The sequence below is a fragment of the Roseovarius sp. D0-M9 genome, from assembly GCF_037083805.1.
In the GTDB taxonomy this organism is placed as follows: Bacteria; Pseudomonadota; Alphaproteobacteria; order Rhodobacterales; family Rhodobacteraceae; genus Roseovarius.
The window spans coordinates 1-14898 of sequence record NZ_JBAPKZ010000032.1 but is presented as its reverse complement, the minus strand read 5'-3'; the positions used below and the strand labels follow the sequence as shown (position 1 = coordinate 14898).

The 14898-nt window shown below is 63.0% G+C and carries 18 protein-coding genes and 2 pseudogenes; 4 read left to right on the top strand and 16 right to left on the bottom strand.

Annotated elements, in window-relative coordinates:
* Positions 1–4: 4 nt before the first annotated feature.
* From V8352_RS17205 to V8352_RS17160, 10 genes and pseudogenes are all read right to left on the bottom strand, one after another.
* Entirely contained in the window at positions 5–520 is a 516-nt protein-coding gene (locus tag V8352_RS17205) for a TlpA family protein disulfide reductase (RefSeq protein WP_336425536.1), read from the bottom strand.
* A complete protein-coding gene (locus tag V8352_RS17200) occupies positions 517–1089 on the bottom strand; it encodes a DsbE family thiol:disulfide interchange protein (protein ID WP_336425535.1) in 573 nt (190 codons plus the stop codon). Before V8352_RS17200 ends, V8352_RS17205 begins: the two co-directional genes overlap by 4 nt.
* The gene (locus tag V8352_RS17195) at positions 1086–1568 is read right to left on the bottom strand and encodes a c-type cytochrome (protein ID WP_336425534.1); all 483 of its coding nucleotides are present in this window, start codon (positions 1566–1568) and stop codon (positions 1086–1088) included. Before V8352_RS17195 ends, V8352_RS17200 begins: the two co-directional genes overlap by 4 nt.
* The gene (locus V8352_RS17190) at positions 1565–1741 is read right to left on the bottom strand and encodes a hypothetical protein (RefSeq protein ID WP_336425533.1); all 177 of its coding nucleotides are present in this window, start codon (positions 1739–1741) and stop codon (positions 1565–1567) included. The genes V8352_RS17195 and V8352_RS17190 overlap by 4 nt, the downstream gene beginning before the upstream one ends.
* A gap of 132 nt (positions 1742–1873) precedes the next feature.
* Complete coding sequence (locus V8352_RS17185) at positions 1874–2353, bottom strand: DUF411 domain-containing protein (RefSeq protein ID WP_336425532.1); 480 nt, start codon at positions 2351–2353, stop codon at positions 1874–1876.
* Between the two features lie 16 nt (positions 2354–2369).
* Positions 2370–3305, bottom strand: coding sequence for a WD40/YVTN/BNR-like repeat-containing protein (locus tag V8352_RS17180; RefSeq protein ID WP_336425531.1), 936 nt, complete (start codon positions 3303–3305; stop codon positions 2370–2372).
* Between the two features lie 10 nt (positions 3306–3315).
* A complete protein-coding gene (locus tag V8352_RS17175; protein WP_336425530.1) occupies positions 3316–4764 on the bottom strand; it encodes a multicopper oxidase family protein in 1449 nt (482 codons plus the stop codon).
* A 138-nt stretch (positions 4765–4902) separates the two neighbouring features.
* Positions 4903–5250, bottom strand: coding sequence for a hypothetical protein (locus V8352_RS17170; RefSeq protein WP_336425529.1), 348 nt, complete (start codon positions 5248–5250; stop codon positions 4903–4905).
* Between the two features lie 95 nt (positions 5251–5345).
* On the bottom strand, positions 5346–5750 hold the full coding sequence (gene cueR, locus V8352_RS17165; protein ID WP_336425528.1) for a Cu(I)-responsive transcriptional regulator: 405 nt from the start codon (positions 5748–5750) through the stop codon (positions 5346–5348).
* A 26-nt stretch (positions 5751–5776) separates the two neighbouring features.
* Positions 5777–6515, bottom strand: a pseudogene (locus V8352_RS17160) (HAD-IC family P-type ATPase); the annotation flags it as partial.
* A 702-nt stretch (positions 6516–7217) separates the two neighbouring features.
* Here V8352_RS17160 and V8352_RS17150 point away from each other — a divergent pair.
* Together V8352_RS17150 and V8352_RS17145 are read left to right on the top strand one after the other, a co-directional pair.
* Positions 7218–7865: a cysteine hydrolase gene (locus V8352_RS17150; protein WP_336425527.1), complete on the top strand. Its 648-nt coding sequence runs from the start codon at positions 7218–7220 to the stop codon at positions 7863–7865.
* Between the two features lie 99 nt (positions 7866–7964).
* On the top strand, positions 7965–8141 hold the full coding sequence (locus tag V8352_RS17145; RefSeq protein WP_336425526.1) for a hypothetical protein: 177 nt from the start codon (positions 7965–7967) through the stop codon (positions 8139–8141).
* On the opposite strand, the pseudogene V8352_RS17140 reads toward V8352_RS17145, so the two are convergent.
* Positions 8116–8932 (bottom strand): annotated as a pseudogene (locus tag V8352_RS17140) (IS5 family transposase). The gene V8352_RS17145 and the pseudogene V8352_RS17140 overlap by 26 nt on opposite strands.
* Before the next feature lie 139 nt (positions 8933–9071).
* On the opposite strand from V8352_RS17140, the gene V8352_RS17135 reads away from it, so the two are divergent.
* A complete protein-coding gene (locus V8352_RS17135; protein ID WP_336425525.1) occupies positions 9072–9902 on the top strand; it encodes an alpha/beta fold hydrolase in 831 nt (276 codons plus the stop codon).
* Positions 9903–10044: 142 nt separating this feature from the next.
* Here the strand turns inward: V8352_RS17135 and merA are convergent, their stop codons facing one another.
* From merA to V8352_RS17110, 5 genes are all read right to left on the bottom strand, one after another.
* Entirely contained in the window at positions 10045–11496 is a 1452-nt protein-coding gene (gene merA, locus V8352_RS17130) for a mercury(II) reductase (RefSeq protein WP_336425524.1), read from the bottom strand.
* A 61-nt stretch (positions 11497–11557) separates the two neighbouring features.
* Complete coding sequence (locus V8352_RS17125) at positions 11558–12913, bottom strand: dihydrolipoyl dehydrogenase family protein (protein WP_336425523.1); 1356 nt, start codon at positions 12911–12913, stop codon at positions 11558–11560.
* 167 nt (positions 12914–13080) lie between these two features.
* Positions 13081–13305: a mercury resistance system transport protein MerF gene (merF, locus tag V8352_RS17120; RefSeq protein WP_336425522.1), complete on the bottom strand. Its 225-nt coding sequence runs from the start codon at positions 13303–13305 to the stop codon at positions 13081–13083.
* Between the two features lie 254 nt (positions 13306–13559).
* The gene (locus V8352_RS17115) at positions 13560–13865 is read right to left on the bottom strand and encodes a heavy-metal-associated domain-containing protein (RefSeq protein WP_336425521.1); all 306 of its coding nucleotides are present in this window, start codon (positions 13863–13865) and stop codon (positions 13560–13562) included.
* Positions 13866–13883: 18 nt separating this feature from the next.
* The gene (locus V8352_RS17110; RefSeq protein ID WP_336425520.1) at positions 13884–14273 is read right to left on the bottom strand and encodes a mercuric transporter MerT family protein; all 390 of its coding nucleotides are present in this window, start codon (positions 14271–14273) and stop codon (positions 13884–13886) included.
* Positions 14274–14348: 75 nt separating this feature from the next.
* Here V8352_RS17110 and V8352_RS17105 point away from each other — a divergent pair, with 75 nt between their 5' ends.
* Positions 14349–14762, top strand: a complete 414-nt coding sequence (locus tag V8352_RS17105; RefSeq protein WP_336425519.1) for a MerR family transcriptional regulator — start codon at positions 14349–14351, stop codon at positions 14760–14762.
* Positions 14763–14898: the final 136 nt, after the last annotated feature.

Genomic DNA, 14898 nt, shown 5'->3' with positions numbered 1-14898 from the left:
TATTTTATCCTTTTGTAATGATTGTCTCGAAGAGCGTGATGTTGTCCGGACTGTCCCAGTCAGCCGGGCCGGCAAGCCGACCCACCTCATACCCTTGCCGATTGATCAAGATCGTTGTCGGCAAGCCGATGACGGCGAAGGCCAGCATCGCGCGGATGTCCTCGGCAAGGTACATATCCAGATGCTGGATACCGATTTCGTCATAGAAGCGGCGCACCGGCCCCAACCCCGCCCGATCGATCGACAGCGGCAGGACATGGAAATCGTCGCCGCCAAGCCGCGCCTGCAACGCATCGAGCGTCGGCATTTCCTCCCGGCAAGGCGCACACCAGGTGGCCCAGATATTGAGCAACACCACGCGGCCGTGGAAATCCGCCAAAGTGAGGTCGCGCCCGTCACCATCCACGAAGGGCGGCGACAGCAGCTCGCGCGGTGTCTCATGCAGCGGCATCACGGGGCTTGCGGCAGCGGGTGTCGCAGCAAAAGCCAGCGCACCGGTCAGCAGGTCGCGGCGCCTCATGTTCCATCCTCCGTCTGCAACCGGCGGGCAAGCGGCAAGATCTCGTCATCCAGCGTGCGGCGGTCAAGGGGCCCGACATGCTTGTAGGCGATGCGTCCCTCACCATCGATCACGAAGGTCTCGGGCAGGCCGTAAACCCCCCACTCGATGGAGGCGCGCCCGTTTCGGTCGGCCCCGATCTGGGTGTAGGGGTCGCCGAGCTCGTCCAGAAAGGCCAGCGCGGCGCCGGGTGGATCGCGGTGATTGATGCCATAGATGGGAACCGAACCGGTGGCCGCCAGTTCGACCAGCAATGGCATCTCGACCCGGCACGGCACGCACCATGACGCCCAGACATTCACTATCGACACCTCGCCCGCGAGATCGGTTGTGGCCAACCCGTCGCTGCGCCCCTCGATCGGCGGCAGATCGAAGTCCGGAACCGGCTTGCCGATCAGGGTCGAGGGCAGCCGATCATCGTTATTGAACAGCCCCCAGAAGAACATGGTAGCGAGGCCTGCAAAAATCACGACGGGCAACACCGCCAGCGGCGAGACCCGGCACTTGGTTGGCTGTGCCCCTGCGGTCATGATCCGTCCCCGTCATTGGCCGTCACCTCTGCCTGAAACCCGCGTTCGCGTTCGGGCCATGTGCTCTTGATGAAGGCGAGCACAGCAATGATCTCGTCATCCGAGAGAATGCCTTCAAATGCGGGCATGTCGCTCTCGTAGCCGGGGATCACCGCGCCGACGCCCAGCTTCGTGATAGTGAACAGCTGCCGGTCGGCATGATGCCAGGTGTGACCGCTGGCATCATGCGGCGGCGCTGGCATGCGACCGTCTTCGTTCCGCCTGCGCCAATCCGGCTGACCTTCCAGATTGACCCCATGACAAGACGCGCAATTGGCCGCATAAAGATCCTGCCCGAGTTCGACCTGTTCGGCCGTCACCGGCGCGCACAGAAAGGTCAACCCTTCCGGGATGCCCTGCGGCGCGGCCGCCACGACCCAGGCGGCCACGCCCGCGACCAGTGCGAGGACGCCCCCGCAAACCAACCCGACGCGTGTCATGTCGGCCGCCGCAGATATTTGATCAGCGCCGCCGCTGCGAGGATCAGCACCGCAATCAGCAGCAGGAAGACAAGCCCCCCACCCAGCATCATGCCCATCATGGGGCCGCCCATCATCTGGCCCATGCAATCGCTCATCATTCCCGTTCCTGGGTTGTCTACTGTTCCGTTCATTTTGAACTCCTTACGTATTTACAGATTGCCCAAATCGCGAGGCAAAGCCCTGCAACGACGAGAATGGGTCCGAGGGTCATCGCGAGAATCGCAAAGGCGGTTCCGAGCGTGTCAGCCAACAGGCCCGCGCCGTCATTCATCGGAATAGACCGCTACGCCTTCCGGCCCGAAGGCATAGGTGCGCAGAGTTCCGGTTTTCGCGGTTGCCATGCCCGGCGCGTTGCCGGGCATGCCCGGCAGGGTGATGCCCGTGATGTCCGGGCGTTCCTCCAGCAACCGTTCAATGATCTCGGACGGGACAAGGCCGCTGATCACATAGCCGTCGACCATGGCGAGGTGACATCCGATACCCCGCTCGGGCACGCCCACTTCCATCGATCTCTGGTCGAAATCGCGGTCGTCGATCACGTTGACCGCGAAGCCCTCGGCGCGCAGATATTCGGCATAAGCGTCGCAGCAACCGCAGCCGGGATCGCGCCAGATGGTCACAGGCTCGGCGCTTTGTGCGGCGGCGGATGCGACAAGGGTCGAACGGGTATCGCGATCGGCCGTGATAAAAGCCGCCGTGGCGACACCGGCGATCCCCAGCGCAATGGCAAATCTTTTTCTCATGATCGATGTTCCTGTCTCAGAAAGCCGCAAGAGTGGCCCATGTGGCACCCCCGTCACGGCTGTGTTTCAGTTCTGTATTGTAGGCGCCGGCGATGTGGTCTGGATCTGTCGAATCAACGGCAAGCGCCTGTGCGTGCAGGCTGGACCTGTTTTCCCACGCAACGCCACCATCTGTGGAGGCCCAAAGCCCCGAAGGCAGCGCCGCGTAGAGCCGGTCCGGCGCGCTATGAGCTGAGACCAGCGCGCGGACGGGTTCGCCCTTTGGCAACGGTGCCTCGAGCGCTCGCGGCGTGCCCGCCACCAGCGCATCCATCGCGTCACCCGCCACCACGTCCTGCCAGCGACAGAAACAGTCGGGCACTCGCGTCACGCCCTGATCGGTCCCGGCATAGATCCAGATACCGCCCATACCGCTGGCGAGATTGACCGAAGCGAGGGTGAGCACCTCGCGCTCGGCCTCGGCAAGCCAGGGGCGATCCATCACGAACGACCAGTTGGTCCCCGCATCCTCGCTGCGCCACAGTCCGTCGCCCGCGAGCGCTGCATAGATCGTGTCCGGTGCTCCCGCCGCAATCGCAAGCGCGGTGACCTGCGCAAGTGGCAAACCGTCCGAGGTCCCAGCCCATGTTCGGCCCCCATCGCCAGAGAGGTCCAGCCCGCCGCCGATGCGCGCCGCGAAAAGCCGCCCCGGCCGGTCTGGGTGACAGGCCAGCGCCCGGATCGGGCTGCGCGGTGCGGGCAGAAGGATTGCATCGCCGGACGGATCAAACCGCCACACCTGCTCGCCAGCCACGACAAGCGCATCACCGTCGAACGCCAGAACAGAGTGCGACGTGCCCTCGGCCCGCGCCCGCTGCGTAGGCAACAGCCCGGCGGCGGCCACACCGCCCAGCAGGGCCAGCACGCCGCGCCGTCCGAGCGACCGTGTGTTTTCAGAGTTCACATTCAGCATTGCTTTCCCCTCACCCCACACGGATCACACCCATCATCCCGCCCGCCTGATGCTCGAGGATGTGGCAATGAAACATCCAGTCCCCCGGATTGTCGGCGACCAAGGCGATCTCGACCCGTTCACGCGGGGCCATCAGCACCGTGTCCTGCCATTCACGATGCGCCGTGGGCGTCCCGTTGCGGCTGATCACACGGAAGGAATGGCCGTGCAGGTGGATCGGGTGGTGGAACGCGGTGGCGTTGGTCATGGCGATGACGTGGGAGACATTGTGCTCCAGCACCAGCATCGGGTCGAGGATATGGCCCTCGGCCGCGACGCCGTTGACGAACCAGATGCCGCCATCGTGCATCCGGCTCATCATCCCGCCACCCATCATGCCACCCGCTGATGTCAGCCCCATCTGGCGCTCGACCATCCCGCCCATCATGCCGCCGGTGAAGGTCACCTCATGACGACGGGCACGGGCCAGGTCGGGCTCGGGTAGCGGGTTGGGGGTCAGTGCCATGTCCCAGTCGGGTGGCGCATCGCGCAGGGGCGTCGCGGCATAGGCGAGATCGAAGACTTCGAAATTTTGGTCCGAATAGAACCGGTCGGTGACTGTCAGTGTCTCGCCCGGCGCGCCCATCATGTCGATCATCAGATCGACCCGCATGGCCGGGCCAATCACCACCCATCCGCGTGTATCCTGCGGCGCATGCGGTGTGACGGGCTGGCCGTCAAGTGCGATGACCTTCGGCGCCAGATCGCCGAAATCCAGCGCGAAGATGCGGGCATTGGCGGCATTGATCAGTCGCAGGCGGACCCGCTCACCCGTCCGTACCGGCACAGCATCCGGCACGCGTCCATTGATCGTGACGGTGTTCCCCAACCGCCCAGCGTGGCTCATGTCGTGGAACCCGCCGAAGTCTTCGGCAATCCCGGCCTCTTGGGTCAGCCGCCAGTCGTCGAGTACCCAGACCATCTCGCGGTCCACGCGAGGCGGGTTTGCTTCTTCGATGATCAGCGCACCGTAAAGCCCGCGCCCGACCTGCTCGAAGCTGCGCTGGTGGGGGTGATACCAGAATGTTCCGGCATCCAGTGCATCGAAGTCGTAAGTGAAAGTCTCGCCCGGCGCGATAGGGGCCTGCGTCAGATGCGGGACGCCGTCCATGGCATTGGGCACCCGAAGCCCGTGCCAGTGCACGGTGGTATCCTCGTCCAGCGCGTTCTCGACCGAGATGCGCAGTCGGTCGCCCTGCCGCACCCGGATCTCGGGGCCGGGCACGGCGCCGCCATAACACCAGACGTCAGTCTCGCCCCAGGGTTCGGGGGCCAGTTGCGCCCGTCCCGGCGCGGCGCGCAGGGTGAAGCTCTTCGGAGTGTCCGCCCAGGCGGGGCTCAGGGAAACTGCAGCACCGGCCGCAGCGCTCCCGGCCAGAAAGCCGCGGCGCGACAGCGCCGGTGTGAATGTCGATTTCATGTGTCTGTCTCATCTGATCTCTACCATTGGCCGTCGCGCAGAGGTCGCGCGATCGAGTGCGTCCCGAAACCGTTCAGGTTCCAGAAGACGCATTCCGACGGTCACGAAAACGCTGGTGTCAGCGCCCGTGGCGTCGGATCAGATGAAGAGTCGGGGTGGGAAAGGGTCTGGCGGAGCCCGCAGACCATTCGGCGCAGTCACGCTCAGGCGGCGGTCCTGACGAAGGATCGGCATCAGGAATTCAAGAGACGCGGATGCCGTCAGGGTCACCACACCGGGGGCAGTGCAATCGAGTTGGCACATTGTCGAATCTTCGGCACCCTCGCCATCTGTAGGACAGCCTTGGCAATCCTCCATGGAGATCGCGCTGCCATCCATCAGGGCCATGTCCAGCGCCATAGTATTGGCACTTACCGCATGCGCGATATTTCCCGCAGCGAAAATCGCGAGAAAGGCCAAAAGCAATATGGAGGAACATCGAAGCATGGAAAAACAATAGATTGAGCGAGAGCGCGTGTCCAGCCACGACCCTGTGACCTGTCGCGCTGCGACGATCTGGCCTTTCGGGTACACGGCTTGCATCAGCCTGGCTCTTTCTGTGAGATCACAGCCAGATCCTCGAGGATCGGACAATCCGGCCGGTGGTCCCCTGCGCAATTCTCGATCAGGTGGCCAAGCGTTGTGCGCATCGCTTTCAACTCGGCTATCTTCGCGTCGATAAGGTCCGGATGATGTTGCGCGATCTGTTTTACATCTGCGCTCGCGCGGACCTTATCTTCGTACAAAGCCAGAAGAGCACGACAATCTTCAATGGTGAAGCCGAGTGATCTTGCGCGTCTGATAAACCCCAGCTTATGCACATCGGTTTGGTTGAACCGGCGATACGTGTTGGCATCGCGTCCCGGATGTACCAGGCCAATATCCTCATAATAGCGAATTATCTTGGCGGGCAGATTCGTAATCCGCGCGATATCTCCGATATTCATGGCGTGTCTCCTATTCTGCCGGGGCTGCGCGAGACCTGAACGGCGTTGACCACGCCGCGCAGATCGCCCGACATCGGCGGACTCGATCGCCACGTCGGTCCCGGTGCCGATGGCGATGCCCACATCCGCATGAACCAGCGCAGGCGCGTCGTTGATACCGTCACCGACAAAGGCCACGCGGGCCCCGCCCTCGCGCAACGTGTCGAGCGCGGCCACCTTCCCATCCGGGAGCACACCCGCGATCACCGTGTCGATCCCGACCTCGCGGGCGATGGCCTCCGCCGTTTCGCGCTTGTCGCCGGTGATCATCGCCACGCGAAGGCCCATGCCGTGCAGGGCGCGGATCGCCTCGGCGCTGGCGGATTTCACTGGATCGGCCACGGCGATGACGGCGGCAGTCCGCCCGTCAATGGCGGCATAAAGCGCGGTACGGCCCTTTGCGGCGAGGTCAGCCTCCGCCTTGGCAAGGTCGCCGGGGTCCAGCCCCTCGCGCGCCATCAAGCGATCCGCCCCGACCAGCACGTCATGTCCCGACACCCGGGCGCGCACACCGAAGCCGGTGATCGATTCGAAACTTTCCGCATTAGCGCGCACGGTCCCCTAAGCCTGTGCCGCACGAACAATCGCCTCGGCAACGGGATGCTCGGACTGGCTGTCGACCGCGGCGATCAGCGACAGGACTTCATCGCGCGCGAACCCGTCAGCCAGCACCAGGTTGGCCATTTCGGGGCGTTCCTCGGTCACCGTGCCCGTCTTGTCGAGTGCTGTCTGACATGGGTTCTCCTTGAAGATTTGCGGTAATGCGCGCCGGCCGCACGGGTCGGATTTTCAGTAAACTCACTGAAGCGACTTCCGTTCCCTGAGAGCTGGTTCAACGGCGGCAGCAACCGAGCGAGGGCGAACGCTTATTCGACATCCAATTTTCAGGGCAGGATTTCGAAGCCCGCGATCGTATCGCTTGATGATTTGCAGCGTCAGCGCCCGAGGTTGTCCAGGGCGCTCCGCACCTTTGGCCCGGCATAGCCGCCATCGGCAAATACGTGGCGGATTCAAGGGGCCTTGCGACGGAGCTTTGAAAAACCCTCGGGCGCATCGTCGCGATGCTGAATATTTGCCGTATCCACGCGGCACGCGATCAAGTTGCGGCTTGTACCCTTGATGATGTGACGCTCACGTCCCTGAATTCGCTTGGCTACCCGCGTGCCTGCTGCGCTCTGCGGCCGGAACGAAATGCGGCTCGCGTTGGTTAGTGGATCAGTCACATCGGAATTGGGGGCCGAAGATACGTAGATTCGTTTCGCTCGGCTGCCTACGGAAAAACCGAAGCCGGAAAGGATCGAGGCTAAGCATGGAGGAGGTAGGCGCTGACAAGTCTCGGACACCCATCTGTTCCAAGGCACCGCCGCATGACTGGAGATTATTCGACATAAGCCCGCCCTTTCTCCCCTGAGCAAATAGGATACAAAGATGAACATCGATAACAAAACCACAGCGTTGGTCGTGACCGATCCCCAAAACGATTTCCTCAGCGAAGACGGTGCCGCTTGGGGTTTGGTCGGCGACAGCGTTCGCGAAAACAACACGATCGCCAACCTCGAAACCTTGTTGACCGCCGCGCGAGACGCTGACTACCGGACTTTCGTGTCTCCGCACTACTATTATCCAGCCGACAAGGAGTGGCAGTTTGGTGGCACGCTCGAAACCAAGATGCATGAGATCGGCATGTTTACCCGCAGTGGTCCGCTGGACCTGTCCGGATTCGAGGGATCCGGGGCTGACTGGCTGGAGCGGTTGAAGCCGCTTCTGACCGATAGCAACGTTATCGTGGTCAGTCCTCACAAGGTCTACGGACCCCAGAACAACGACCTGGTACTGCAGTTGCGCAAACACGGGATCAACAAGGTCGTCCTAGCCGGGATGTCGGCGAACCTGTGCGTGGAGTCGCACATGCGCGATCTGGTCGAACAGGGATTCGAAGTGTTTGTCGTATTGGACGCCACCGCAGCCGCCATCGATCCGGATCTCGGTGACGGGTACCAGGCCGCCATCATCAACTTCAAATTCATCGCCAGCAAGGTCTTGACTACCCGAGAGGCAGTTGATGCGCTGCGTTGAACAGCGCAAGATCCGTTTTGCTGGGCCCGGTGACAGTGTGCACCTATGTCGCGCATCCCTTTGCGCATCAGAAGGGGAAGCTGATCGGATTTCTTGAACATGCTGCGCGACATGGGCCACGAGACAGCCAGCCGCTGGCTGGGCCGAAACTTCGCCGATATCGACGCGCGCTCGACCGTCGATCTGCGCGAAATGTTCGAGGGGATCGGTGCCCAGTCTCAGAGTCTGATTCAAAACTATCTGAGCATTATTAATCCCTTGCGAGATGGCGTGTGACGCGTCGAATGTGGGCGATTGTGATCCATGCCTCTGCGCTGGCGATGGATTTTTCCCAATCCTTTGACAGGTGGCGGCATCGGCCCAGCCAGGCAAGGGTGCGCTCGACCACCCATCGGTGTGGCAGAACCTCGAACCCGTCGGCGGTGTCGGAGCGTTTGACGATCTGGACGCTCCAACGTCCGATGGCTTTCAGAGCGTCTCGCAGTTTGGGTCCTGCATAACCGCCATCCGCAAAGACATGGCGCAGCATGGGGTAGCGCGACGCAACGGCTCTCAACACATCCGGCGCGCCATCACGATCCTGAATCCCGGCGCTGTGGACCTCAAGCCCGACGAGCAATCCGGTCGTGTCAGTGACGATATGGCGCTTGCGCCCCTTGATCCGCTTTCCGGCATCATATCCGCTAACCCCAACGCTTTCCGTGGCTCTGGCTATCGATAATCCCCGCCGTCGGCTGGGCTTTGCGGCCCTCCGCCAGCCGCGCGGCTTCAACCAGCTTGCAGTTCATCTCATCGAGAAAACCGTCATTGCGCCAAGCATAGAAATAGCCTCGCACCGTCGAAACCGGCGGAAAGTCATTCGGCAGCATCCGCCACTGGCACCCGGTCGTTGCCATGTAGAGGATCGCGTCGAACACGTCGCGCAAGCTTGTCGTGCGGGGTCTGCCCGTGGTCTTGGGTGCGGGCATGAAAGGCGCGATCAGTGCCCATTCGGGGTCTGTCAGATCGCTTGCGTATTTGCCCCCCGCTCGGGCATGCTGGCGGCGAGTGAGTTCGGTCCAGGCCATCGTGATCTCCGTTCAGCTTTGCAACCGAACAGAAGCACAACCTGCTGAACTCACTCAATTAGTTTCAAATCGGGCTCTCAGGGATGACGCGTTCCAGCGCGACACCGGCGCGCCCCTTCCAACCCTGAAGGAGACCGACATGACGACCGATTACAACCACAAGTATCTGCAGGTTGAAGGCCACAGGCTCGCCTACCTTGATGAGGGCACCGGCCCGCCGGTCCTGCTGATCCACGGGATCCCGACATCGAGCCTGCTGTGGCGCAACATCATCCCGGTGCTGGCCCGCACGCACCGGGTGATCGCGCCCGACATGCTCAATTATGGCCAATCGGATAAGCCCGAACACGCTGACGTGTCGATCGCCGCGCAGGCCCGGCTGATGGTCGGTGTGCTTGACGCGCTCGGGATCGCGCGCGCCGACGTGGTGTCGCATGACATCGGCGGCGGCGTGGCGCAGATCATCGCAGTGCGGCATCCCGAGCGGGTGAAAAAGCTGGTTCTCAGCAGCGCGGTCTGCTTTGACTCGTGGCCGATCCCCGAATTCCTGCCCTTGCAAGAGCCGGGCACCGAGGCGGCGATGAGCCTGACCGACTTCCTCGATATGCTTCGCGGGTTCCTGCCGCAGGGCGTCCATCGGGCCGAGACGATGACTCTGGAGATCATGGAGATCATCATGGCTCCCTGGTCGAGCGAGAAAGGCAAGCAGGCCCTCTTCCGCAACTTCCGGCGCCTCCACCCGAAATATACTCAGGCGATCGCGGGCGAAGTGACGCAACTGGAGCACGAAACACTGATCCTCTGGGGGCAGCGCGATGTCTTCCAGAAACCGGCTTTTGCCGAGAGGCTGCAAGAGACCATCCCGAACGCCAGGCTGAACTGGATTGATGCCGCGCACTGGATCATGGAAGAAAAGCCCAACGAGGTGGGCTCCATCCTTACAGACGTCCTGAACGCAAAAAACGCATGATTCTGTCTTCGCAACGTGGAAACAGCAACATCGCGCCGGGCTGATTTCCGGGCCGGGACATGTCAGGAACATATGTCATGGCAAGCCGTGAACCACGAACTGCGTGGCGCAGCGCTTTTCTTCGCATTCTTTCACCAGCGATCTATCCCGCACAGCAGGACAGTTTCGCCACGTCCTTGTCGAAGGTCTGCGCGGCGAGCTTCAAACCCTCGACGGTGGTGAGGTAGGGGAAGATCGTCTCGCCGAGCGATTTTGCCGTCATGCCGAACTTCAGGGCCATGACAAGCGTCTGAACGCTGTCGGCGCCCTCGGGGGCCATGATCACGCCGCCCAGCAGGCGGTCGGTTGCCCGGCCCGCGATCAGCTTGATCAGCCCACGCGTGTCGCGGGCGGCGAGCGCGCGGGGTACGTTGTCGAGGGTCAGCACGCTGGTCTTGACGTCATGACCCGCCGCGCGCGCCTGGGCCTCGGTCAACCCGACGCCGGCGACCTGCGGATCGGTGAACACCACCCAGGGCATCGCGGCGTTGTCGTAGCGCTCCGTCCCTTCCAGCACGGCGTTGCGGGCCGCGAGCTTGGCGCCGTTGGCGGCCATGTAGACGAACTGGTCGCGGTCGGTCACGTCACCGGCGGCGAAGATCCCGGGCTTCGTGGTCTGCATGTCGTCGCCGACTTGGATCGCACCGCGTGTGTCGGTCTCGACGCCCATCTCGGCGAGACCCAGCCCCTCGGTATTGGACGCGCGTCCCGTCGTCAGGACGAGGTGATCGGCCGTCAGATCGCGTGAGGTACCGCCAAGCGTCACGGTCAGGCCCGCGCGCTCCCCGTTGCGTTGCGCGGCGACGTAGCTCGCGCCATCGAGGATCGTGAAACCCTCGGCGCGTAGGATTTTTGTGAGCGCCTCGGACACCTCCGGCTCTGCCTGCGGCAGCAGGCGCGAACGGCAGACGATTGTGACGCGGGCGCCCATCCGCGCCATCATCTGCGCGAGTTCCACGCCGATATAGCCGCCGCCGAGGAAGATCAGGCTTTCGGGCAACTGATCCATTTCCAGCAGCGACGTGCTGTGGAGCGTTGGTGCGTCCTGGATCCCGGGGATGTCGGGCGCGGCGGGTCGGCCGCCGGTGGCAACAATGACCTTGGGAGCCGTGATCCTGCGCCCGCCGACCTCTACCCCGCCGGGGACGAGCCGCGCCGGGCCGTCGTCGAGATAGCTGACGCCCTCGTAGCCCGGCAGCAGGTCGGCGTACTTCTTCTGGCGCAGGTCGGTGACCAGGTCGTCCTTGGCCGCGACTAGCGCCGCCCAGTCGGCGACCTGCGCCTCGCCGCTGAGGCCCGGGAAACGGGATGTAGCCCGCGCGCCGTGCAGGGCCTCGGCGGCGCGGATCATCGTCTTGGAGGGCACGCAGCCCACGTTTACGCAGGTGCCGCCGATGGTCCCATGCCCGATCAGCGCGACGCGCTTGCCGCCCTCGGCGGCGGTGATCGCGGCCGAGAAGCCGGCTGATCCGGCACCGATCACGGCAAGGTCGAAGTCGCGGCGTCCCGCGCCGTCCGGTGTGCAGCAGTCATTGGGGTCCACTTGCTGGTCCATTGTCGTTTTCCTTCACTATTTGTGGGAACAGTCGAGCTGGCGACGCCCCGAAAGTCGTGTGTCAGACCATCCCGCCGATGTCGGAGGCGTAACTCGGATAGGCGAAGATCATCGCCTTGATCTGGTTCGCGGTCTGGCCCGCCCCTATCGCCATGGCGAACAGGTTGATTTGCTCCTCGGCCCCTGGTCCGATCAGATGCGCACCGAGGATCTTTCCGGTCTCTTGCTCGACCAGAACCTTGTAGCCCGACCATTTCGCGCCGACCCGCAGCGAGGAATACCAGCCGTCGGTCTTCTCGAAATGCGTGTCGAACTTCAGGCCCTTCTTTCGGGCTGCAGCTTCCGATAGGCCGACGGTCGCGACCATCGGCAGGGTGAAGACGACGCTCGGGATCGGCGGGTAGGACACCTCCCGCGCATCCTTGCCCGCCAATAGGTTCTTGCCCACCACACGGCCCTCGTTGGCCGAGACCGGCGTCAGTTGTGGGCCGCTGTCGGCGCAGTCTCCGGCCGCGAAGATGGCCGGGTTGGTGGTGCGCATCGCGCTGCTGACCGTGATGCCGCGCGGGCCGTATTCCACCCCGGCGGCCTCAAGATTCAGCCCGTCGATATTGGGCACCCGCCCGGTGGCATGGACCACGGTGTTGCAGATGACGATCTCCGTGCCGCCCGGCCGCTCGACGGTGATGGCGAATTCACCGCCATGTTTCTCGATCTTCAGCACCTTCGCTTCTGTCCGCAGGTCGACGCCGAGATGCTCCGAGGCCTCGACCAGCATGGCGACCAGATCGGGGTCGAAATTGCCCAAGGGGCGGTTCATCATTTCCAGAACCGTCACCTCAGCCGCCCCGGCACGCTTGGCGATATGGGCGAACTCCATGGCGATGAAGCCGCCGCCGACGAAGACGATCCGCTCGGGGCGTTCGGGCAATTCAAGAAAATCAGTACTGGTGATCAAATGCTCTTCGCCGGGAATGTCCAGCGTCATCGGCAGCGCACCGGTGGCGATGTGGAAGTGCTTTGCGTGCAGGGTTTTGCCGTTCAACTCGATCGTGTCCGAGCCGGTGAAGCGCGCGGCGCCGTGCAGCATCGTGACGCCCACCTTTTTCAATCCGGCCTCGATCCGCCCCGGCATCCGGTTTGTGAAGCTGCGCTTGAAGGCCATCATCTCGGCCCAGTCGATGGAAACCCGGGCCTTGAGGCCCTTGCCCGTCAGGTTTTCGGCCCAGTCCACGCCCTCGGTGACAGCCACCAGCATTTTCTTGGGATCGCAGCCGCGCAGGGCGCACGTTCCACCATAGGGCAGGCTGTCAATGCTGGCCACGTTCCAGCCCGCCGCCGCGGTCATCCGGGCCACGCCGTTGCCGCCGGTGCCGGCCCCGATCACGATCAGATCATAATCAAATGCGTCACTCATGCTGTGCTCGCGTCGATCTTGGTCGTCCTGTCGCTGTGCGCATCAGCACGCCTGATCAAGAGGTGAGTTATTGCGGCCGTTGCCGCGATCAGGCCGACGGTGAGGGTCCAGCCGGCGCCAAACACTGCCATCGCAGAAAAGCATTGAGTCATCATTGGTCGTTCCTTTCAGGTGTTGCTTTGGTGCCGTTGTCTGCGGCACACGGCGTAGACGGTTAGCGCGATGAAGAATGCCAGTGCGGGAAGCAGAACGTAGTCGATCCAGCCCAGCACTGCGGAGAGGCCGACGGCTCCTAACAGCACGACCAGGATTGGTGTGAAGCAGCAGAGCGCGGCAAGCACGGTGCCGACGATCCCGGTGAGTAGCAGTTTGCGGTCAGAGCCTTCAGCCATCCTGCGCGGCCCACGGGGTACTCGGCTGCACGCAGCATTCGTAGGCTTTCCTGCCGCGGCGCATTGTGCGCCAAGTCAGCGCCACTGCCGTCGCAGCCAGCAGTACCGAGATCCCGGCCAACCCGGTCAACTAGCCGCCAATCGCTCCAACGAAGCCTGCCAGCAGAACCCCGCCACCACCGCAGCAGACGATCAGGACTGGAGCCGCCACTGCCGTCGCAAGCACTCCACCGATGAGGTCATCACGCATGATCTCAGCTTCCCGCCACGGCTGGATATCCGGCATTGGCCGAGGCCTCGGCGATGGCATCGGCACTGGTCGCGGCCGTGTCGAAGAGAACCGTGGCCGTGCGCGCCTCAAAGTTGATTTCGACTGCGGTGACGCCTTCGACACCTTCCATCGCGCGCTTCACCGTGATGGGACAGAGCGCGCAGGTCATGTTCTCGACTGTAAAGGTCACGGTCTGCTCGGCGGCGACGGACTGTGCCGCAGCAGGGATGGCGACCATCGAGACCACGGCGGTCAGTCCGAACAGAGCGAGTGCAAGGGTCTTCTTCATGAGGGTGTCCTTTCGGGATCAGTAGAGAAGCCGCGCCCACCAGTCGATGGTGAGCGCGGCGACAACGAGAATGAGGGAGGTCCAGAGCGCGATCTGGGTAACCCATGCCGAGAATGGGCGCGCGCAGTATGAACCGGGTTCGCAGACGGTCGGCTTGCGGAAATACACCTGCCAAAATCCGGCCCCGATAAAGCTGAGCGCGATCACGGCGAAGATCGGCTTGTAAGGCTCTAGCGCCGTCAGGTTTCCGATCCAGGCCCCTGAGATGCCGAGGGTCAGCAGCACTAGCGGTCCAACGCAGCAAGCTGAGGCAAGAAAGGCACCCAGCGCGCCACCTGCCGCCAGCCAGCCCTTTCGGGCCGAGTGATCCGCGTCGTCGTTGTCCGTTTTGTCGTCTGTCAGCGCCATGTTGCGCACCTCTCGTCTTTGGCTGACTATTGTTGTAGAGCCTGTAGTACCTACAGGCTCAAGAGGAAAACTTGCATGTCAGATCACGAAAGCGAGAGCGGTCTCACGCGCGGTGAGCTCGCGCGAGCGACCGGCTGCAATATCGAGACGATCCGCTATTACGAGAAGACCGGCCTGCTGCCCGACCCGCCGCGCACAGATGCAGGCTACCGGATCTATACCGCCGCACACGCCACGCGCCTGCGCTTTATCCTGCGCGCCCGCGAACTCGGGTTCTCGATGGAGGACATTCGCGGGCTTTTAGGGCTCGAAGATGGCGCGGCACCGACCTGCGCCGAAGTTAAAGAGCGCACCGAACGCCATCTTGCCGATGTCCGAGCTAAAATCTTGGATCTCCGGCGCATAGAGGCGACATTGGCCAGGACTGCAGCGCGGTGCTCAGGCACCGCAGTGCCCATCTGCCCAGTGCTCGACACCCTTGGCCACTGAGCGCGCAGTATCTTTGTTTTGGCGCAACCGAGCTATGCCCGAAAGTTGGTGACGGCGTGATCAGGCGGCGGCTTGAAGTTGCTTGATGCCGTCCTTGAAGGCAATCCCCTGGACGATCTCGGGCAGCCGATTGGCA

Bases quoted from the DNA above. Each gene is read 5' to 3' on its own strand.
- V8352_RS17110 (WP_336425520.1), bottom strand. From the start codon at position 14,273: ATGGCGCTGACAGACGACAAAACGGACAACGACGACGCGGATCACTCG.
- V8352_RS17205 (WP_336425536.1), bottom strand. From the start codon at position 520: ATGAGGCGCCGCGACCTGCTGACCGGTGCGCTGGCTTTTGCTGCGACA.
- V8352_RS17200 (WP_336425535.1), bottom strand. From the start codon at position 1,089: ATGACCGCAGGGGCACAGCCAACCAAGTGCCGGGTCTCGCCGCTGGCG.
- V8352_RS17175 (WP_336425530.1), bottom strand. From the start codon at position 4,764: ATGAAATCGACATTCACACCGGCGCTGTCGCGCCGCGGCTTTCTGGCC.
- V8352_RS17135 (WP_336425525.1), top strand. From the start codon at position 9,072: ATGACGACCGATTACAACCACAAGTATCTGCAGGTTGAAGGCCACAGG.
- cueR (WP_336425528.1), bottom strand. From the start codon at position 5,750: ATGAATATCGGAGATATCGCGCGGATTACGAATCTGCCCGCCAAGATA.
- merF (WP_336425522.1), bottom strand. From the start codon at position 13,305: ATGGCTGAAGGCTCTGACCGCAAACTGCTACTCACCGGGATCGTCGGC.
- V8352_RS17150 (WP_336425527.1), top strand. From the start codon at position 7,218: ATGAACATCGATAACAAAACCACAGCGTTGGTCGTGACCGATCCCCAA.
- V8352_RS17195 (WP_336425534.1), bottom strand. From the start codon at position 1,568: ATGACACGCGTCGGGTTGGTTTGCGGGGGCGTCCTCGCACTGGTCGCG.
- V8352_RS17115 (WP_336425521.1), bottom strand. From the start codon at position 13,865: ATGAAGAAGACCCTTGCACTCGCTCTGTTCGGACTGACCGCCGTGGTC.
- V8352_RS17185 (WP_336425532.1), bottom strand. From the start codon at position 2,353: ATGAGAAAAAGATTTGCCATTGCGCTGGGGATCGCCGGTGTCGCCACG.
- V8352_RS17125 (WP_336425523.1), bottom strand. From the start codon at position 12,913: ATGAGTGACGCATTTGATTATGATCTGATCGTGATCGGGGCCGGCACC.
- V8352_RS17180 (WP_336425531.1), bottom strand. From the start codon at position 3,305: ATGCTGAATGTGAACTCTGAAAACACACGGTCGCTCGGACGGCGCGGC.
- V8352_RS17105 (WP_336425519.1), top strand. From the start codon at position 14,349: ATGTCAGATCACGAAAGCGAGAGCGGTCTCACGCGCGGTGAGCTCGCG.
- V8352_RS17170 (WP_336425529.1), bottom strand. From the start codon at position 5,250: ATGCTTCGATGTTCCTCCATATTGCTTTTGGCCTTTCTCGCGATTTTC.
- V8352_RS17190 (WP_336425533.1), bottom strand. From the start codon at position 1,741: ATGAACGGAACAGTAGACAACCCAGGAACGGGAATGATGAGCGATTGC.
- merA (WP_336425524.1), bottom strand. From the start codon at position 11,496: ATGGACCAGCAAGTGGACCCCAATGACTGCTGCACACCGGACGGCGCG.
- V8352_RS17145 (WP_336425526.1), top strand. From the start codon at position 7,965: ATGCTGCGCGACATGGGCCACGAGACAGCCAGCCGCTGGCTGGGCCGA.